The organism is Pseudomonas sp. D2002 (assembly GCF_013385735.1).
Lineage (GTDB): Bacteria > Pseudomonadota > Gammaproteobacteria > Pseudomonadales > Pseudomonadaceae > Aquipseudomonas.
Window position 1 is genome coordinate 28544 of sequence record NZ_JACAPL010000019.1, and the last position, 20550, is coordinate 49093.

The following is a 20550-nucleotide window of genomic DNA, read 5'->3' on the forward strand; positions in this document are numbered from 1 at the left end:
CGCCCAATGGTTGATCACTCCATGCAATCCTCCCCCCGCAACTCCCGCCGCTGGCTGTTCGGCCTGCTCGTGCTGCTGGTTATCGCCGGCCTGTGCTGGAAATTCTGGCCTGGCAGCCATAAGGATGCCGCCGAGAAGAAACCGGCCGGGCACGCCGGTAAGTCGGGGATGATGCGCCCGGGCTTCGGTGGCTCTACCGGCCCGATTCCGGTGCGCGTGGCGCCGGCGGTTACGGGTGAGTTCCCGGTGTACTACAAGGCGTTGGGCACGGTGACCGCGCTCAACACCATCAATGTACGCAGCCGGGTCGGCGGTGAGCTGGTGAAGATCGCCTTTGAAGAAGGGCAGATGGTCAAGGCCGGCGACCTGCTGGCGGAAATCGACCCGCGCAGCTACCAGAACGCCTTGCTCCAGGCCCAGGGCACGCTGATGCAGAACCAGGCGCAGTTGAAAAACGCCCAGGTCGATGTGCAGCGTTACCGCGACCTGTATGCCCAGGACAGTATTGCCAAGCAGACCCTGGACACCGCCGAAGCGTTGGTCCTGCAATACCAGGGCACGGTCAAGACCAACCAGGGTGCGGTGGACGACGCCAAGCTCAACCTCGAATTCACCAAGATCCGTGCGCCGATCAGCGGCCGCGTTGGCCTGCGCCAGGTCGACGTCGGCAACCTGGTGGCTGCCAACGACACCACCTTCCTGGCGGTGATCACCCAGACCCAGCCGATCAGCGTGGTCTTCACCCTGCCGGAAAATACGCTCGACACCGTGCTCACGCGTTACCACGCCGGCAACAAGCTGCCGGTGGAAGCCTGGGACCGTGGCGACGGGAAACTACAGGCCGTCGGTGTGCTGCAGAGCCTGGACAACCAGATCGACGTGACCACCGGCACCCTGAAATTCAAGGGCCGTTTCGATAACAAGGACCAGGCGCTGTTCCCCAACCAGTTCGTCAACGTGCACCTGCTCGCCGACACCTTGCACAACGTGGTGCTGGCGCCGTCCGCTGCAATCCAGTTCGGCAACAACGGCACCTTTGTCTACAAGCTCGATGGCGACAAGAAGGTCAAGGTCCAGCCGCTGGTAGTCGGCGATACCGATGGCGACAACACCGTGATCAAGGAAGGCCTGGCCGCCGGCGACCGCGTGGTACTGGAAGGCACCGACCGCTTGAAGGACGGCAGCGACATCGAAGTGGTCAACGACAGCAGCGAAGTGCCGACCACGCCGACCGAACACCTGCAAGGCAAGCCCGCCGCAAAAGGGGAGACCGGCGCTAACGCCGGCAAGGCGCAAAAGGTCGGGTCATGAACCTGTCGCGGCTGTTTATCCTTCGCCCGGTTGCCACTACGCTGAGCATGCTGGCCATTGTCTTGGCCGGTATCATTTCCTATCGCTTGCTGCCGGTTTCGGCCTTGCCCCAGGTGGATTACCCGACCATCCGGGTGATGACCCTGTACCCCGGCGCCAGCCCGGACGTGATGACCAGCGCGGTGACGGCGCCGCTTGAGCGTCAGTTCGGGCAAATGCCCGGTCTGACCCAGATGGCGTCCACCAGCTCGGGCGGCGCGTCAGTGCTCACGCTGCGGTTCAACCTCGACATCAATATGGATGTCGCCGAGCAACAGGTGCAGGCCGCGATCAACGCCGCGACCAACCTGCTGCCCAAGGATTTACCGGCGCCGCCGGTGTACAACAAGGTCAACCCGGCAGACACCCCGGTGTTGACCCTGGCGATTACCTCCAAGACCATGTTGCTGCCCAAGTTGAATGACTTGGTGGACACGCGCATGGCGCAAAAAATCGCGCAGATCAGTGGCGTCGGCATGGTCAGCATCGCCGGTGGCCAGCGCCAGGCCGTGCGCATCAAGGTCAACCCCGAGGCCCTGGCCGCCAATGGCTTGAACCTGTCGGACGTGCGCACCTTGATCGCGGCGTCCAACGTCAACCAGCCCAAGGGCAACTTCGACGGCCCGACGCGGGTGTCGATGCTCGACGCCAACGACCAGCTGGTTTCGCCCCAGCAATACGCCGAATTGATCCTGGCCTACAACAATGGCGCACCGTTGCGCCTTAAAGACGTGGCACAGATTGTCGACGGCGCCGAAAACGAGCGCCTCGCCGCCTGGGCCAATGAAAACCAGGCCGTGCTGCTGAATATCCAGCGCCAGCCGGGCGCCAACGTGATTGAGGTGGTCGACCGCATCAAGGCGTTGCTGCCGAGCATCACCGACAACCTGCCGGCCGGTCTGGATGTGACGGTGCTCACCGACCGTACCCAGACCATCCGCGCGTCGGTCACCGATGTGCAACACGAATTGCTCATCGCCATTGCCTTGGTGGTGATGGTGACGTTCCTGTTCCTGCGCCGTGTCAGCGCGACCATCATTCCGTCGATTGCCGTACCGCTGTCGCTGATCGGCACCTTTGGCGTGATGTACCTGGCGGGTTTCTCCATCAACAACCTGACGCTGATGGCCCTGACCATCGCCACCGGGTTTGTGGTGGACGATGCCATCGTGATGCTGGAGAACATTTCACGTTACATCGAGGAGGGCGAGACGCCGCTCAATGCTGCGCTCAAGGGCGCCAAGCAGATCGGCTTTACCCTGATTTCCCTGACCTTGTCGCTGATCGCGGTATTGATCCCGCTGCTGTTCATGGCGGACGTGGTCGGGCGGCTGTTCCGCGAGTTCGCCATCACCCTGGCGGTGGCGATCCTGATTTCCCTGGTGGTCTCGCTGACCCTGACGCCGATGATGTGCGCGCGGTTGCTCAAGCGTGAACCCAAGGAAGAAGACCAGAGCCGGTTCTACAAGGCCAGCGGCGCCTGGATCGACTGGTTGATCGCGCGTTACGCAAGCATGTTGCAGTGGGTGCTCAAGCACCAGCCGCTGACCTTGCTGGTGGCTATCGCGACCCTGGGCCTGACCGTGGTGCTGTATCTGGTGGTGCCCAAGGGCTTTTTCCCGGTGCAGGACACCGGCGTGATCCAGGGTATTTCCGAGGCACCGCAGTCGATTTCGTTTGCGGCCATGAGCCAGCGTCAACAGGAGTTGGCCAAGGTCATCCTGGCTGACCCGGCGGTGGAAAGCCTGTCGTCCTATATTGGCGTGGATGGCGATAACGCCACTCTCAACAGCGGGCGTTTGTTGATCAACCTCAAGGCCCACGGCCAGCGCGACTTGAGCGCGGCCCAGGTGATTACGCGGCTGCAGCCGCAAATCGACAAGCTGGTGGGCATTCGCCTGTTCATGCAGCCGGTGCAGGACCTGACCATCGAAGACCGTGTGAGCCGCACCCAGTACCAGTTCAGCATGTCGTCGCCCGACGCCGAGTTGCTGGCGCTGTGGAGCGACAAGCTGGTACACGCCCTCAGCCAGTTGCCGGAACTCACCGACGTCGCCAGCGACCTGCAGGACAAAGGCCTGCAAGTGTTCCTGGTGATCGACCGTGATGCGGCTTCGCGCCTGGGCGTGAGTGTGTCGACCATCACCGATGCGCTGTACGACGCTTTCGGCCAACGGCAGATTTCCACCATCTACACCCAGGCCAGCCAGTACCGCGTGGTGCTGCAGGCCCAGTCCGGTGAAACCCTCGGGCCGGCAGCGCTGAACCAGATTCATGTGAAAACCACCGACGGCGGCCAGGTGCGCCTGTCGAGCCTGGCCCATGTGGAGCAGCGCCAGGCGCAGTTGGCGATTGCGCACATCGGCCAGTTCCCGGCGGTGATGATGTCGTTCAACCTGGCCCCCGGCGTCGCGCTGGGCAAAGGCGTGGAGCTGATCAACCAGACCCAGAAAGACATCGGCATGCCGGTTGGCGTGCAGACCCAGTTCCAGGGCGCGGCGCAGGCATTTGAGGCGTCGCTGTCGAGCACCTTGCTGCTGATCCTGGCGGCGGTGGTGACCATGTACATCGTGCTCGGCGTGCTCTACGAGAGTTATATCCACCCGATCACCATCCTCTCGACCTTGCCGTCGGCAGCGGTGGGCGCCTTGCTGGCGTTGCTGCTCAGCGGCAATGACCTGGGCATGATCGCGATCATCGGCATCATCCTGCTGATCGGTATCGTGAAGAAGAACGCGATCATGATGATCGACTTCGCCCTCGACGCCGAACGCAACCAGGGCCTCGACCCGCAGACGGCGATCTATCAAGCCGCGCTGTTGCGTTTCCGGCCGATCCTGATGACCACCCTGGCAGCCTTGTTCGGTGCGGTGCCGCTGATGTTGGCCACCGGCTCCGGCGCCGAGCTGCGCCAGCCGTTGGGCCTGGTGATGGTCGGCGGGTTGCTGGTGAGCCAGGTACTGACCCTGTTCACGACGCCGGTGATCTACCTGTACTTCGACCGTTTGGGCCGTCGCTGGCGCAAAGAGCCGCAAAGCCTGGAGCCGGTTGAGTCATGAACCTGTCCGGACCGTTCATTCGCCGGCCGGTAGCGACCATGCTGCTGAGCCTGGCGATCATGCTGCTCGGTGGCGTCAGCTTCAATTTGTTGCCGGTGTCGCCGCTGCCGCAGATCGACTTCCCGGTGATCGTGGTGTCGGCCAGCTTGCCCGGCGCCAGCCCCGAAGTGATGGCGTCCACCGTGGCCACGCCGCTGGAGCGTTCGTTCGGCGCGATTTCCGGCATCACCACCATGAGCAGTTCATCGAGTCAGGGCTCGACGCGGGTGATCCTGGCGTTCGACTCCGACCGTGATATCAACGGCGCGGCCCGCGAAGTGCAGGCAGCCATCAACGCCTCGCGCAACCTGCTGCCCAGCGGCATGCGCAGCATGCCGACCTACAAGAAGATCAACCCGTCCCAGGCACCGATCATGGTGCTGTCGCTGACCTCCGACGTGCTGCAAAAGGGCGAGTTGTACGACTTGGCCTCGACCATCCTTTCGCAGAGCCTGTCGCAGGTGCCGGGCGTGGGTGAAGTGCAGATCGGCGGCAGCTCCTTGCCGGCGGTACGCATCGAGCTGGAGCCCAAGGCCCTCGACCAGTACGGCGTGGCCCTCGACGACGTACGCAACACCATCGCCAACGCCAACCAGCGCCGACCCAAAGGCTCTCTTGAAGACAGCGACCGCAACTGGCAGATCCAGGCCAACGACCAACTGGAAAAGGCCAAGGATTACGAGCCGCTGCTGATTCGTTACCAGAACGGCGCCGCTTTGCGCCTGGGCGACGTGGCGAAGATCAGCGACGGCGTGGAAGACCGCTACAACAGCGGCTTTTTCAACAATGACGCGGCGGTGCTGCTGGTGATCAACCGCCAGTCCGGCGCCAACATCATCGAGACAGTCCGGCAGATCAAGGCACAGTTGCCGGCGTTGCAGGCGGTGTTGCCGTCCAGCGTCAAGCTCAACCTGGCCATGGACCGTTCGCCGGTGATCACCGCCACCTTGCATGAAGCCGAGATGACCTTGCTGATTGCCGTGGCCCTGGTGGTGCTGGTGGTGTACCTGTTCCTGGGCAACTTCCGCGCGTCCCTGATCCCGACCCTGGCGGTGCCGGTGTCGCTGGTGGGCACCTTTGCGGTGATGTACCTGTTCGGCTTCTCGTTGAACAACTTCTCGCTGATGGCGCTGATCCTGGCCACCGGCCTGGTGGTGGACGATGCCATCGTGGTGCTGGAGAACATTTCCCGACACATCGACGATGGCGTGCCGCCGATGAAGGCCGCTTACCTGGGGGCGCAGGAAGTCGGCTTTACCTTGTTGTCGATGAACGTGTCGCTGGTGGCGGTGTTCCTGTCCATCCTGTTCATGGGCGGTATCGTTACCAACCTGTTCCGCGAGTTTTCCATCACCTTGTCGGCGGCGATCATCGTCTCGCTGATCGTGTCGCTGACCTTGACCCCGATGCTTTGCGCGCGCTGGCTCAAGCCGCACGTCAAGGGCCGCATGACCGGTTTGCAGCGCTGGAGCCACAGAATCAACGAGCGCATGGTCGCGGTCTACGCGACCAGCCTGGACTGGGTACTGCGCCATCGGCGCCTGACCCTGCTGAGCCTGTTGCTCACCGTGGGCGTGAACATCGCGCTGTACGTGGTGGTGCCGAAAACCTTCATGCCGCAGCAGGACACCGGCCAGTTGATCGGGTTTGTGCGCGGCGACGACGGGCTGTCATTCAACGTGATGCAGCCAAAGATGGAGACCTTCCGCAAGGCGGTGCTCAAGGACCCGGCGGTGCTCAGCGTGGCCGGCTTTATTGGCGGCAACAACGGCACCAACAACGCCGTGATGCTGGTGCGCCTCAAGCCGATTGCCGAGCGTAAGCTCTCGGCCCAGGCGGTGATCGAGCGCATCCGCAAGGAAGTGCCGCTGGTGCCGGGCGGGCGCCTGTTCCTGATGGCCGACCAGGACCTGCAATTTGGCGGCAGCCGCGACCAGACCAGTGCGCAGTATTCATACATTCTGCAAAGCGGCGACCTGGCGGCGTTGCGCCTGTGGTATCCGAAAGTGGTCGCCGCCTTGCGCGAATTGCCGGAGCTGACCGCCATCGACGCCCGAGAAGGCCGTGGTGCGGCGCAGGTGACGCTGGTGGTCGACCGCGACCAGGCCAAGCGCCTGGGCATCGACATGAGCATGGTCACGGCAGTGCTGAACAACGCCTACAGCCAGCGGCAGATTTCGACCATCTATGACAGCCTCAACCAATACCAGGTGGTGATGGAGGTCAACCCGAAATACGCCCAGGACCCGATTACCCTGAACCAGATGCAGGTGATTACCTCCACCGGTGCGCGGGTGCCGTTGTCGACCATTGCCCATTACGAAAACAGCCTGGCCGACGACCGCGTCAGCCATGAAGGCCAATTCGCCTCGGAAAACATTGCCTTCGACATGTCGCCCGGGGTGACGGTGGAGCAGGGCACGGCCGCCATCGAACGGGCGATTGCCAAGGTGGGCTTGCCTGAAGATGTGATCGCCAAAATGGCCGGCACCGCCGATGCGTTTGCGGCAACCCAGAAAGGCCAGCCGTTCATGATCCTCGGCGCGTTGGTGGCGGTGTACCTGGTGTTGGGCATTCTGTATGAAAGCTACATTCACCCGCTGACCATTCTTTCGACCTTGCCGTCGGCCGGTGTCGGCGCGTTGCTCTCGATCTACCTGCTGGGCGGCGAGTTCAGCCTGATCTCGTTGCTGGGGCTGTTCCTGCTGATCGGGGTGGTGAAGAAGAACGCGATCCTGATGATCGACCTGGCGCTGCAGTTGGAGCGCCACGACGGCATGAGCCCGTTGGAATCGATTCGCAGCGCCTGCCTGTTGCGGCTGCGGCCGATCCTGATGACCACGCTCGCCGCCATCCTTGGCGCCTTGCCGTTGCTGCTCGGCTCGGGCGACGGCGCAGAAATGCGCCAGCCCCTGGGCCTGACCATTATCGGCGGCCTGGTGTTCAGCCAGATCCTGACCCTTTACACCACCCCGGTGGTTTACCTCTATCTTGACCGCGCGCGCCACCGCTTCAACGCTTGGCGCGGTGTGCGTACCGATGCTGCCTTGGACACTGCACTATGACCGATTCAACCACTGCCATGTGGCGAGGGAGCTTGCTCCCGCTGGGCTGCGCAGCAGCCCCAAAAAACCTGCGCCACACCCCACGCATCGGCAATGGTGTAAAGGTGTTGGCCATGGTGCTGTGCGGTGCATTGCTCAGCGCTTGCGCCATCGGCCCCGATTACAAACGGCCGGACGTGATCGAACCCGCGCAATTCAAGGAGGCCCAGGGCTGGACTCAGGCGACACCCAGCGATTCGCTGGCGCGTGGCGCCTGGTGGGAGCTGTACGGCGATCGCCAGTTGAATGACCTGGTCACGCGTCTGAACACTTCCAACCAGACCGTGGCCCAGGCCGAAGCACGTTTTCGCCAGGCCCAGGCCCAAGTGCGCAGCGCGCGCGGTGCATTTTTCCCCACGGTGGACCTGAGCGCCGGGAAAACCCGCGCCAGCCAAGGCACGGGCAGCAGTAACGCGAGCCTCAGCAGTTCCAGCAGCGGTATCCGCGACACCCTCAACGCGCAATTGGGCGTGAGTTGGGAGGCGGATGTGTGGGGCAAATTGCGCCGTGGTCTGGAAGCCAATGAAGCCACGGCCGAGGCCAGCTCGGCGGACCTGGCGGCGATGCGTTTGAGCCAGCAATCTGAACTGGTGCAGGACTATCTGCAACTGCGGGTCATGGATGAACAGACCCGGTTGTTGCAGGCCACGCTGGACACCTATCAGCGTTCGCTGAAAATGACCGAAAACCAATACCGCGCGGGCGTGTCCGGCAAAGATGCGATTGCCCAGGCGCAAACCCAGCTCAAGACCACCCAGGCGAGCCTGATCGATCTGATCTGGCAGCGGGCCCAGCTGGAGAACGCGATTGCGGTGTTGATCGGTGAGGCACCGGCCAATTTCAACTTGGCGGTGAGCAAGGACATCCCGGCGTTGCCACAGATTCCTGTGAGCCTGCCGTCGCAATTGCTGGAACGTCGTCCGGACATCGCCTCGGCTGAGCGTTCGGTGATTGCCGCGAACGCGAATATCGGTGTGGCCAAGGCGGCTTATTATCCGGATTTGACCTTGAGTTTGGCGGGTGGGTATTCCAGCAGCACTTATGCCGATTGGATCAGCTTGCCGAATCGCTTCTGGTCGGTGGGGCCGAAGTTGGCGATGACCTTGTTCGACGGCGGGCAGCGGTCGGCGGAGGTTGATCGGACGGTGGCGTCCTACGATGAGACGGTGGCGAAGTATCGCCAGACGGTGCTGGATGGTTTCCGTGAAGTGGAAAACTACATGGTGCAGTTGAAGGTACTGGAAGACGAGGCGGTGGTGAGCAATGAAGCCTTGGAGGCGGCGCGGGAGTCGCTGCGGTTGACCGAAAACCAGTACAAGGCGGGGCTGATTGCTTATCTGGATGTGGTGACGGTGCAGGCTACGGCGCTGAGTAACGAGCGGACGGTGCTGACGTTGCTGCAGACACGGTTGGTGGCGAGTGTGCAGTTGATTGCAGCGTTGGGTGGTGGCTGGGATGGGCAGACTGCTCTGACGCAGAAGAAATGACCGAGGACATATCAACCTGAGGGTAGAAGCAAAAGCGGGGCAACAGCACATCTACCTGAGGTACTGAGATCCAACTGTGGGAGCGGGCTTGCTCGCGAATGCGGTGGGTCAGTTGAACATGAGCTGGCTGACCCACCGCTTTCGCGAGCAAGCCCGCTCCCACATTTGATTGAGTGCAGCCTCAAGCCAGTAGATTGACGTCAAAACGCCACTAATGGCCCTGTGATAATTAATCAACTGCCCAATAATTATTCTCGCTACAATCGCCCGCTTTGCCATCTGGCACGGGCGTTCCACGCCCGTCAGTTCTGAGAAACCCCATGCTGATCGGTAGTTATTCCCCCTCCCTGGTGGTGATTTCCCTCTTCGTCGCGATCCTGGCGTCTTACACCGCGCTGGACCTGGCCGGCCGCATCGCGACCGCCAAAGGCCGGGCCGTCTATGGGTGGATCGCGGGCGGTGCATTGGCGATGGGCGTCGGTGTCTGGTCGATGCACTTTATTGGCATGTTGGCCTTGCGCCTGCCATTTGCCCTCGGGTTTGACCTGGGCATCACCGCGCTGTCGCTACTGATTGCCGTGTTGTCCAGCGGCTTCGCCTTATGGCTGGTCAGCCAACCCCGTCTGCCGGCATGGCAGCTGGCGTTTGGCGCGCTGATCATGGGGGCAGGTATCAGCAGCATGCACTACACCGGCATGGCCGCCATGCGCATGACCCCCGGTATCGATTACGACCCAACCCTGTTTGGTGCTTCGTTGCTGATCGCTGTCGGGGCCTCCGGCGCTGCGTTGTGGATCGCCTTCAACCTGCGTCGCAACACACCTTACGTGCGCCTGGCGCGTGGTGGCGCAGCCGTGGTGATGGGCATTGCGATTGTGGGCATGCACTACACCGGCATGGCCGCCGCGCAGTTTGATGACAACAGTTTCTGCGGCGCCGCGTTGACGGGGCTCAGCGGCAAGGGCCTGGACAATCTGGTGCTGGTCACCAGCCTGGCGGTGTTGATCATCGCGCTGCTGACCTCGTTGCTCGACGCGCGCCTCGAAGCGCGCACCGCCGTGCTCGCCGACTCCCTGACCCTGGCCAATCAGGAACTGACCCACCTGGCCCTGCACGACATGCTTACCGGCCTGCCCAATCGCACCTTGCTCGCCGACCGCATTCAGCAAGCCATCCAGGCCGTGAAGGAGCAGGGCGGTTGCTTTGCCCTGATGTTTATCGACCTGGACGGCTTTAAACCGGTCAACGATGCCTTTGGTCATCACATGGGTGACCAATTGCTGCGCGAAGTGGGCTTGCGTCTGCGCGAGGATCTGCGCAGCCAGGACACTCTGGCACGCATCGGCGGTGATGAATTCGTGTTGCTGGTGCAATTGACCCAGCCGGACGATGCCTTGGGCCTCGCCGAGCGCCAGGTCGGCCTGATCAACCGGGCGTTCACGGTGGCCGAGCATGAGCTGAAGATTTCCGCCAGCCTCGGCATCGCGCTGTACCCCGGCAATGGCGGCAACCCTCAGGAACTGTTGATGAATGCCGACGCCGCCATGTACCACGCCAAGGGCATGGGCAAGAACGGCTACAGCTTCTTTGATGTGTCGATGAACACCAATGCGCGCAAACAACTGCAGTTGTTGCAGGACCTGCGCAATGCCCTTGAGCACAATCAACTGCGGCTGTATTACCAGCCCAAGTTCGACGCGCTCAGCGGTCTCCCGGTGGGTGCCGAGGCGCTGTTGCGCTGGGAGCATCCGCAGCAGGGGTTATTGTTGCCGGCCGCCTTTATCGAGTTGGCGGAGAAGTCCGGGTTGATCATCGCCATCGGCGAGTGGGTGCTGAATGAAGCCTGTCGCCAGATGCGCCTGTGGTACGCCCAGGGTTATGAAGACTGGCGCATCGCGGTGAACCTGTCGGCATTGCAGTTCTGCCATGCAGGGCTGGTCAAAAGTGTCGCCGCAGCGCTCGACCGCCATCAGTTGCCGGCCAATAGCCTGACCCTGGAAATCACTGAAACTACCGCCATGAGCGATGCCGACGCGAGCATGACGGTATTGCAGCAGCTGTCGGACATGGGCGTCGACCTGTCCATCGACGATTTCGGCACCGGCTATTCCAGCCTGATGTACCTCAAGCGCCTGCCGGCCAACGAGCTGAAGATAGACCGCGGTTTTGTCCGCGATCTGGAACACGACAGTGACGACGCGGCCATCGTCTCGGCCATCGTTGCCCTCGGCCAGGCCCTTGGCCTGCGCATTGTCGCCGAAGGCGTAGAGACCGATATGCAACAGAGTTTCCTGACGCGCTTGGGTTGCAACGCCCTGCAAGGCTACTTGCTGGGGCATCCCTTGCCGGCCGACGGTTTCATGGCCGACATCCTGCGGGCCGAAGCTGCAGCCGCGCCTGACAAAAGCCGTGGTTGACGGGTATTCTTGGATCCAACCTTACACAAATGGTTGAATCAGGAGACCGCACGCATGGACAAAGTCGTCATCATCACCGGGGGCAGCCGTGGCATCGGCGCCGAGACGGCATTGCTGGCCGCCCGCGAGGGTTACCGCATCTGCATCAACTATCAGTCTGACGAAGCAGCTGCCCACCGTGTGCTGGAGCAGGTTCGTGGCCTGGGTGCCCAGGCGATCGCGGTGCGCGCGGACGTCAGCATCGAGGACGAGGTGATTGCGCTGTTCAGCCGCGTGGACGCTGAGCTGGGGCGTGTCACCGCGCTGGTCAATAACGCCGGCACCGTCGGGCAAAAATCGCGGGTTGATGAGATGTCCGAATTCCGCATCCTGAAAATCCTGAAGACCAATGTGCTGGGGCCGATCCTGTGCGCCAAGCACGCGGTGCTGCGCATGTCGCCCAAACATGGCGGGCAGGGCAGCAGTATCGTCAACGTGTCGTCGGTGGCCGCGCGCCTGGGTTCGCCGGGCGAATACGTCGACTACGCCGCCTCCAAGGGCGCGTTGGACACCTTCACCCTTGGCCTGTCGAAAGAGGTGGCGGGTGAGGGTATTCGCGTCAACGCCGTGCGCCCTGGCTACATCTTTACCGACTTCCACGCCCTCAGCGGCGACCCGGACCGCGTCAGCAAACTGGAATCGGGTATCCCCATGGCCCGTGGCGGGCGCCCGGATGAAGTGGCGGAAGCGATTATCTGGTTGCTGTCGGACAAGGCTTCGTACACCACGGGTACATTCCTGGATTTGGGCGGCGGTCGTTAACGTGTCGCCTGATCAGGTTGGCAGATAGCGCAGCGTTTCATAGCCGTGCCAGGAAAACTGCTGGAGCAGCGAGGCTTCCGAGTTGTGCAGGTTGCCAAAGCCGTCTTCGGAAAACCCGTCGATATAGCCATTGCGGCTTTGGCTGGCGTTCAGGGTTCGGTCGTCCACGTTATCGATAAAACGCAGTACTTTGTCGAGGTCGTAGGCCGCATCGGCCCTGGCTTGCGGATCGGGGTTGGCATCCGTCCAGTCACCAACCTGCTTTTTGAGGTCTTCACCCACCTGGTAATAATCGCGGCCTTCCAGGAAGCGTTTCATGACCGAGCTTTGCTCGATAATCCGTTCTGCCGAGCGGTGGTCGCCGGGCGGCCGGCCCATGGGGCCGGTCATTTCGCGCACTTGATTTTGCTCCGCTGCACGCATGTAGTTGGGTGGGACAGGCAAGGGATTAAAACCTGAGGGCGATAAGCGGGTCATAAAAAACCTTAATGTTGACTAAGAAAACGCACATTCCAGTGTGGGAAAAGTGCACCTTCCTATGTGGTCCAGGCTTGGGTTTGGTTCCAACTCAAAAAGAGCGAACGATCCGCCCCAGCGTCTCCATCGCCTTCTCCGACGCCTCTGTCCAGGGGCTGCCATAGTTCAAGCGAATGCAGTTGCGAAAGCGCTGGGTCGCCGAAAAAATCGGCCCCGGCGCAATACTGATGCCCTGGGCCAGGGCCATCTGGAACAGCTTCAACGAATCGGTCTTCTCCGGCAGTTCCAGCCACAGAAAGTACCCGCCGGCCGGCTGGCTGACCCGTGTCTGTGCCGGGAAGTAACGCGCGATGGCCGCGAGCATGGCGCTTTGCTGTTCTTCCAGCGCGTAACGTAATTTGCGCAGGTGCCGGTCATAGCCGCCATGTTGCAGGTAGTCGGCAATTGCCGCCTGGGCCGGCATCGAGGGGCACAGTGAGGTCATCAGCTTCAAACGCTCGACTTTCTGCGCATAGCGCCCGGCCGCCACCCAGCCGACGCGGTAACCTGGGGCCAGGCTCTTGGCAAAGGAGCCGCAGTGCATGACCAGGCCTTCGGTGTCGAAGGCCTTGGCCGGCTTCGGCGCCTGTTGCCCGTAATACAGCTCCGCATACACATCGTCTTCGATCAGCGGGACTTGATGGCTGCGCAGCAGTTCTACCAGCGCTTGTTTTTTCGCCTCCGGCACCGTGGCACCCATGGGGTTCTGGAAGCTGGTCATGGCCCAGCAGGCCTTGATCGGGTAGCGCTCAAGGCTTTGTGCCAAGGCGTTGAGGTCGATACCGTCGCGCGGGTGCACAGGGATTTCCACGGCCTTGAGCTTCAGGCGCTCCAGCACTTGCAGGCAGGCATAAAACGCCGGTGCTTCAATCGCGACCAGGTCGCCGGGCTCGGTCACCGCCTGCAGGCACAGGTTCAGCGCTTCCAGGGCGCCATTGGTGATCAGCAATTCTTCCATGGGCAGCATCAGCCCACCGACCATGTAGCGCAGGGCAATCTGCCGGCGCAATTGCGGGTTGCCGGGCGACATGTCGGTGACCACCAGGCGCGGGTCCATCTCACGGCTGGCACTGGCCAGGGAGCGCGCCAGGCGTGGCAACGGGAACAGCATCGGGCTGGGGAAGGCCGAGCCGAAGGGCACGGTGTTGGGGTCCTTGATGGAGTCGAGCACCGAAAACACCAGCTCACTCACGTCCACTTCAGTGGACTCATGCACCTGCTCGCTCACCACCGGCTCGGAGAATGGGCTCGGCGCGTGGGTGTTGACGAAGTAGCCGGAACGCGGCCGTGCGCGGATCAGGCCACGGCGCTCCAGCAGGTAGTAAGCCTGGAATACCGTGGACGGGCTGACCCCGTGGGTCTGGCTCGCATAGCGCACCGACGGCACGCGCTGGCCGGGCCCGAGCACGCCGGAGCGGATCAGTTCTGCGATGTCATCGGCGAATTTTTCGTAGCGTTTCATGAGGGCCTAATTAGCTTTCTAAAATTATACGCAGGATTAAATGTGGGAGCTGGCTTGCCTGCGATAGCGATGCCACAGCCAGATTTATCCTTGGCTGACCGGACGCTATCGCAGGCAAGCCAGCTCCCACCTTTATCGCTTAGCGGCTCAGCGGTTGATCGGCGCCACAAAGCGGCTGTCGGCAGCACTGTAAACCCACGGTTCATCCACATCCGTGACCTTGAACCGCAAGGTCTGCGAACTGCTTGCCGGCTTATCGTCCAGCAACGCCACCGACACCGGTATATCGCTGATTTCCCCCGGCGCCAGGCTGATCTCGGTCTTGCCTTGCAACTGGAAACCCTCAGCATCGACCAGCTCCAGGCGGTAGTCCTGACGCTGCTGCGTTTTGTTGATGACCTTGAGGCTGTAGATGTTTTCGATCAAGCCCTGGCTGTTTTCGCGGAACATGCCCCGGTCCTTGGTCACGTCCAGCGACACCATTGGCCTCCCCACCAAGGCCACCACCAGGGCCGCGATCATCACCAGCAGCACGGCACTGTAGCCGATCAGCCGTGGCCTGAGCAGTTGGGTGCTACCACCCTGCAGTTGATGTTCGCTGGTATAGCTGACCAGGCCACGGGCATAGCCCATTTTGTCCATGATCGAGTCGCAGGCATCAATGCAGGCTGCGCAGCCGATGCATTCCATCTGCAGGCCGTCACGGATATCGATGCCGGTGGGGCACACTTGCACGCAGAGCTGGCAGTCGATGCAATCACCCAGGCCGACGTCGGCAGGCTTGGCGTCGCGTTTGCGTGGCCCACGGTTTTCTCCACGCGCGGTGTCGTAGGAAATGGTCAGGGTGTCCTTGTCGAACATCACGCTCTGGAACCGCGCATAGGGGCACATGTGCATGCACACCGCTTCACGCAGCCAACCGGCGTTGAGGTAGGTGGCAGCGGTGAAAAACAGCACCCAGAACAGGCTCACGCCGCCCATTTGCCAGGTCAGCAGCTCCATGGCCAAGGGGCGAACGGGTGTGAAATAGCCGACAAACGTCAGCCCGGTAAGCACGCTGATGCCCAGCCACAACGTATGTTTGGCTGCACGTCGCGCCAGCTTGTTCAGGCTCCAGGGCGCCGCTTGCAGTTTGATGCGCTGGTTGCGTTCGCCTTCTGTGACCTTTTCACACCACATGAACAGCCAGGTAAACGAGCTTTGCGGGCAGGTGTAGCCGCACCACACTCGGCCTGCGAAGACGGTAACGGCAAACAGGCCGAAGGCGCAGATGATCAGCAGCGCTGACAACAGGATGAAGTCCTGAGGCCAGAACGTCGCACCGAAAATATGGAACTTGCTTTCAGCCAGGTCCCACAGCACCGCTTGGCGCCCACCCCAGTTCAGCCACACGGTGCCGAAAAACGCCAGAAACAGCAGGCCTGCACCGCTCACGCGCAAGGTGCGGAACAGGCCGGTGAAACTGCGGGTATGGATCAGGTTGTCGCTGGATTTGGCCTTCACCTTCTTTGGGTGTATGGGCTCAAAGGTTTCCACGGTTGGGATTCTTTCGCTCATGGTCGTTCGCTCATCAGCCTCCATCAGGCGAATGAACTATGAACGCCGCACTGTTTGCGTAACAGGCTCAGCTATGGCGATAAAAAGCAGATCAGATGGGTTGCTCAAACAGGCCTGCGACGATCTGCTGCACCCCGTGGCGCGTGGAATGCAGCGCTTTCAATCGCATGCTGATACAGATCAATCAGATCACCGAATCACTGTCGGTAGCCTTCAAGTGTTTACGCCCGTCCTCGGCACCGGCCACGGTCAAGGCGTCGGCCTCGGCTTCGGTGATGTAGATCCTGTCGTTATCCACTGTGACAAAAGACATGGCTTTGAGACTGTCGGTAGTGACTGTCACATCCACGGCGGGCACGCTGCGCTCCTGGCCGCTTTCGTCGACCTTGAAATAGCACGTCTGGTTTTCGATACGGACTGGCATGGTGATTTCCTTTCCCTGAGCTGGTGAACGTTAGGGTTCGGGGCCATGTCAACGGTTCCAGGCAACTGACTGGCGGTCGCCGCTGTCAACCTTTTACCAACTCTTACAAAGGACTGCTTTCCATGGACGCCTTGTGGCATGAAGTGTGGCAAACCTTGCAAGCCGAATTCGCTGACATAGGCGATGCCAAGCAACTCACCCAGATCACCGTGCGCTTGCTGATTGCCGCGATCCTGGGCGGTATTCTCGGATTTGAGCGCGAGCACAAAGGCAAGGCGGCGGGTGTACGCACCCATATGCTGGTGGCGTTGGGCGCAGCCCTCTTTGTGCTGGTGCCACAGATGTCCGGCAATCAGGCCGATGCCATGAGTCGGGTGGTGCAGGGCGTCATTGCGGGCATCGGCTTTCTCGGCGCCGGCACTATCCTCAAAGGCAAAGAAGATGAAGAGGGCCATGTCAAAGGTCTGACCACCGCCGCCGGCCTGTGGATGACCGCAGCGATTGGGGTCGCTGCCGGAATGGGCCGTGAATCTACAGCGGTGCTCAGTACGTTGTTGGCCTTGGCGGTATTTAGCGTGATGCCCAGGATTGTCAGGGCATTCGAGGCCTCTGATGACCACCGGTCAGACCACTAGGTCCTTTTCTTTCACGTGGCCGAATATCTTCGCGACCAGCGCGGGCTCCCCTTTGTTGCCGGAAATCACCAGCACAGTGGCATTATTTTCACGTGAGTATTTCAACTGCATTTCGCCACTGGCACCGGATAACTGGTTGACCCAGTGCAGGGGTTTATTGAGTTGCTTGCTAATACCCGTGACGTCGATTTTGTCTCGGTCAGAGACGAAATCCCTGATTTCGCAGGGGTGTTCAAGGGTGGATGCCGCGGTATTACTGACGCTGTAGGTTTTGGAATGCTGTGTGTGGTCAGGTTCGCGGTATCTCTCTGGCCTCAAACCTTCAGGGTGTGAAAATTGCAGCCCCCCGATCGCTTTATGCACCTCGGTGGCAATGTCGCAAAGGTGGCTACCCTTGGCGTGCAGGTCATTCATAAAGTCATGAATGCTGTTCAGGCGGGGCTGCTCTTTTCGGGAAAAGTCGCGGACCATTTCAAAGCGACCACTCTCCGGGGCCATTATCAAACGGGCCTTTAGATCGAACAGTAACGAGTCCACGTGTCTGCGGTAGGCCTCGACCTGCTCGTTCGCGATAGGATCGAACGCAGTGTTGATCGACTCTTGTTTTAACTGGGTCTCGATCTTGCCAAGGGTCTTTATGCAAGACGCCGCGTTCGGGCCGCTCAACACGCCTTTGATGTTGTCTGCGGTCAACACACGGTCGATCTTTTCGAAGTGGGCTTTTGACTGCTCGGATTTAGGGTGGCGCATCATCTGGTCGAGCGTTTTAGGGGTTAGCTGGGCACTGAGGTCGTCGAGCTCGGCTTCGATTTTGGCCCGGCTTTCAGGCGTCATTTTGGGCTCATCGGGGCGCATTGGCTCCCGTGCGCTGTTGGGGCCGGACTGGAGCAGGTCGTCCACGGCTTTGGCAGACACGACTTCGGGTGCCGGGGGGCTGACGGGGGAAATAGCGTGGATTGGCGGTGCGTCTGAGCGAGCTTGCGATGGGGTATGGATGGTCGACATGATGATTCCTCATAGACGGATCGGCTGAACGCTGGGGCCTCGGACTTGGCGTTGAGGTCAGCGTAAAGTCAGTATGGGAAGTATCGGGTCGGTTGGAGTTAGGGCTTTCCCTTTTAAGTAAGTGGGAAATTTCGACTATTAACGTCCGCCTGCACGTCTTGGTGCAAGTGCCACCCTCACGCGGATCGAGCAAGCGGACGCCGAACCTACAGCGAATACGTCAGAGGATGACCGGCGGCTCGCTCGTTGGGGGTTCCTGCACGGGCGGCGGCTCATTTTCAGGGGGTTCCTGTTCAGGAATCGGCGATGGCTGCGCAGGCGGTAATGTCGGGTCGTCGATGTTCGGGTCAGGTGTTTCAGCCGGAATCGGGATATTCATCGGTGTGGCCTCCTTTGTGCTTTGCTCTACCGGTGGACAACCGCCGGGGAGATTTGATTCCCCGCCCAATGGCGGTATATCCACCTGAACTTTTGCACTCACGGCAGGCTCGGACCTATTACGGCCCTGCTCAGGGAGAGCGCTGCCGCCTCAGAATTCGGATCAAGCAAAGAGCGTCCACAGGGCGTAAGGGGAAGATGCTCGATGACTGCTGAAACACTGGCTCCAGACGACTCCACATTACCGCTGTCCCAGGCGTTGCTATTGCCCAGGATCGCTATCGAAAGTACTGCACCGGTGATCGACGGCGGCGAATTCGCCGTCAAGGCCGTGGTTGGCCAACGGGTGACTGTCACCAGCAAGGTGTTTGCCGACGGCCACGACAAGCTGGCCGTGCTGATCCGCTGGCGCCCGCTGCAAGACGAAAGCTGGCACAGCGTGGTCATGGCCGACGTCGGCAATAACGGTTGGGAAGGCGCGTTTACGGTCGCTCAGCAAGGCCCCCATGAATATTGCATCGAAGCCTGGATCGATACGTTTGCCAGCTTCTGCTACGAATTGCGTAAAAAGCACGAAGCCGGCGTGCCGGTCAGCCTTGAGCTGCAGGAAGGCCGCAGCCTGGTGCTGCAGGCAGCCGAGCGCAGTGACAATGAGCTGCGTGACCGCTTGATGCTGCTGCACCACGAACTCTCCGGGCTGCTGGAAACCGAGCAGGTCGCACAGTTCCTGCACGACGACAGTGCGCACTTGATGACCCAGGCCGATCACCGCGCCTACTTGAGCGTCAGCCCCGTCTACCCGATTGATGTGGAACGTGAGGCTGCGCAGTTCGCCAGCTGGTATGAGCTGTTTCCCCGCTCGATCACCGACGATCCTGCGCGCCATGGCACGTTCAACGATGTGCACTCACGGCTGTCGATGATCCATGACATGGGCTTTGACGTGCTGTATTTCCCGCCAATCCACCCGATTGGCCGCAGCCACCGCAAAGGTAAGAACAATTCCCTGACGGCAGGCCCGGATGATCCTGGCAGCCCGTACGCAATTGGCAGCGAGGAGGGCGGCCACGAGGCCATCCACCCGCAACTGGGCAGCCGCGACGACTTCCGCCGCCTGGTCAAGGCCGCCGCCGACCATGGCCTGGAAATCGCCCTGGACTTTGCGATCCAGTGCTCCCAGGACCACCCGTGGCTCAAAGAGCATCCCGGCTGGTTCAACTGGCGCCCGGACGGCACGATCAAATACGCCGAAAACCCGCCGAAGAAATACCAGGACATCGTCAACGTCGACTTCTATGCCGCCGACTCGATCCCAAGCCTGTGGACCGAGTTGCGCGACATCGTGGTGGGCTGGGTGGAAGAGGGCGTGAAGACCTTTCGCGTCGACAACCCACACACCAAGCCGCTGCCGTTCTGGCAATGGCTGATCAGCGACGTGCGCTCCAGGCACCCCGAGGTGATCTTCCTCGCCGAAGCATTCACCACCCCGGCGATGATGGCGCGCCTGGGCAAGGTCGGTTACTCGCAGAGTTACACCTATTTCACCTGGCGCAACACCAAGGCCGAGCTGAGTGAATACTTTGCCCAGTTGAACGAGTCGCCGTGGCGCGAGTGCTACCGGCCTAACTTCTTCGTCAATACGCCGGATATCAACCCGGGCTTCCTGCATGAGTCGGGTCGCCCAGGCTTCTTGATCCGCGCCGCGTTGGCCACCATGGGCTCAGGCTTATGGGGCATGTATTCAGGCTTCGAATTGTGCGAAGCCGCGCCGGTGCCGGGCAAGGAAGAGTACCTGGACTCGGAGAAGTACGAGATCCGCCCGCGCGACTTCACGGCGCCGGGCAACATCATTGCTGAAATCGCCCAACTCAACCGCATTCGCCGGCAGAACCCGGCACTGCAAACGCACCTGGGCCTGAAGCTCTACAACGCCTGGAATGACAACATTCTGTACTTCGGCAAACGCAGTGAAGACGGCAGCAATTTCATCCTGGTGGCGGTCAACCTCGATCCGTTCAATGCCCAGGAAGCGAACTTCGAGTTGCCGCTGTGGGAAATGGGCTTGCCGGATGATGCCCAGACCCAGGGCGAAGACTTGATGAGCGGCCATCGCTGGACCTGGTACGGCAAGACCCAGTGGATGCGGCTGGAGCCGCAGATGCCGTTCGGTATATGGCGGTTCACCACGCCCTGAGCCTGACAGAGGTCAACTGTGGGAGCGGGCTTGCTCGCGAATGCAGTGGGTCAGTTAACGAATTCATCAGCTGACACACCACATTCGCGAGCAAGCCCGCTCCCACATTGACCGCGTCCAGC

The 20550-nt window shown here is 61.2% G+C and carries 14 protein-coding genes; 8 read left to right on the forward strand and 6 right to left on the reverse strand.

Translation table 11 applies throughout. The features are described 5' to 3' along the window. Window positions 1-6 precede the first annotated feature (6 nt). The 6 genes from HX783_RS26640 (at window position 7) to HX783_RS26665 (ending at window position 12257) form a co-directional block, all read left to right on the forward strand. On the forward strand, window positions 7-1311 hold the full coding sequence (locus HX783_RS26640) for an MdtA/MuxA family multidrug efflux RND transporter periplasmic adaptor subunit (protein ID WP_177018841.1): 1305 nt from the start codon (window positions 7-9) through the stop codon (window positions 1309-1311). Then, window positions 1308-4409, forward strand: coding sequence for an MdtB/MuxB family multidrug efflux RND transporter permease subunit (locus HX783_RS26645; RefSeq protein ID WP_177018842.1), 3102 nt, complete (start codon window positions 1308-1310; stop codon window positions 4407-4409). The genes HX783_RS26640 and HX783_RS26645 overlap by 4 nt, the downstream gene beginning before the upstream one ends. Then, the gene (locus tag HX783_RS26650; RefSeq protein WP_177018843.1) at window positions 4406-7513 is read left to right on the forward strand and encodes an efflux RND transporter permease subunit; all 3108 of its coding nucleotides are present in this window, start codon (window positions 4406-4408) and stop codon (window positions 7511-7513) included. Before HX783_RS26645 ends, HX783_RS26650 begins: the two co-directional genes overlap by 4 nt. Before the next feature lie 113 nt (window positions 7514-7626). Next, complete coding sequence (locus HX783_RS26655) at window positions 7627-9039, forward strand: efflux transporter outer membrane subunit (RefSeq protein WP_256347324.1); 1413 nt, start codon at window positions 7627-7629, stop codon at window positions 9037-9039. 320 nt (window positions 9040-9359) lie between these two features. Further along, on the forward strand, window positions 9360-11456 hold the full coding sequence (locus HX783_RS26660) for a bifunctional diguanylate cyclase/phosphodiesterase (RefSeq protein ID WP_177018845.1): 2097 nt from the start codon (window positions 9360-9362) through the stop codon (window positions 11454-11456). A 54-nt stretch (window positions 11457-11510) separates the two neighbouring features. Continuing rightward, complete coding sequence (locus HX783_RS26665; protein ID WP_177018846.1) at window positions 11511-12257, forward strand: SDR family oxidoreductase; 747 nt, start codon at window positions 11511-11513, stop codon at window positions 12255-12257. A gap of 12 nt (window positions 12258-12269) precedes the next feature. Here HX783_RS26665 and HX783_RS26670 read toward each other — a convergent pair whose 3' ends face one another. From HX783_RS26670 to HX783_RS26685, 4 genes are all read right to left on the reverse strand, one after another. Beyond that, window positions 12270-12647 (reverse strand): hypothetical protein, encoded by a 378-nt coding sequence (locus HX783_RS26670; protein ID WP_177018847.1) that lies wholly within the window; start codon window positions 12645-12647, stop codon window positions 12270-12272. A gap of 178 nt (window positions 12648-12825) precedes the next feature. Further along, the gene (gene mapR, locus HX783_RS26675; protein WP_177018848.1) at window positions 12826-14235 is read right to left on the reverse strand and encodes a GntR family transcriptional regulator MpaR; all 1410 of its coding nucleotides are present in this window, start codon (window positions 14233-14235) and stop codon (window positions 12826-12828) included. Window positions 14236-14382: 147 nt separating this feature from the next. Continuing rightward, window positions 14383-15792 (reverse strand): cytochrome c oxidase accessory protein CcoG, encoded by a 1410-nt coding sequence (gene ccoG / locus HX783_RS26680; RefSeq protein ID WP_177018849.1) that lies wholly within the window; start codon window positions 15790-15792, stop codon window positions 14383-14385. 184 nt (window positions 15793-15976) lie between these two features. Continuing rightward, window positions 15977-16216: a DUF3203 family protein gene (locus HX783_RS26685; protein ID WP_177018850.1), complete on the reverse strand. Its 240-nt coding sequence runs from the start codon at window positions 16214-16216 to the stop codon at window positions 15977-15979. A 122-nt stretch (window positions 16217-16338) separates the two neighbouring features. Between HX783_RS26685 and HX783_RS26690 the strand changes: the two genes are divergently transcribed. Then, on the forward strand, window positions 16339-16851 hold the full coding sequence (locus HX783_RS26690) for an MgtC/SapB family protein (protein ID WP_177018851.1): 513 nt from the start codon (window positions 16339-16341) through the stop codon (window positions 16849-16851). Here the strand turns inward: HX783_RS26690 and HX783_RS26695 are convergent. Continuing rightward, complete coding sequence (locus tag HX783_RS26695) at window positions 16840-17856, reverse strand: M10 family metallopeptidase C-terminal domain-containing protein (RefSeq protein ID WP_177018852.1); 1017 nt, start codon at window positions 17854-17856, stop codon at window positions 16840-16842. The genes HX783_RS26690 and HX783_RS26695 overlap by 12 nt on opposite strands. A 220-nt stretch (window positions 17857-18076) precedes the next feature. Continuing rightward, window positions 18077-18235, reverse strand: a complete 159-nt coding sequence (locus tag HX783_RS26700; RefSeq protein WP_177018853.1) for a hypothetical protein — start codon at window positions 18233-18235, stop codon at window positions 18077-18079. 204 nt (window positions 18236-18439) lie between these two features. On the opposite strand from HX783_RS26700, the gene HX783_RS26705 reads away from it, so the two are divergent. Next, window positions 18440-20428 (forward strand): alpha-1,4-glucan--maltose-1-phosphate maltosyltransferase, encoded by a 1989-nt coding sequence (locus HX783_RS26705; protein WP_177018854.1) that lies wholly within the window; start codon window positions 18440-18442, stop codon window positions 20426-20428. The last annotated feature ends 122 nt before the right edge of the window (window positions 20429-20550 follow it).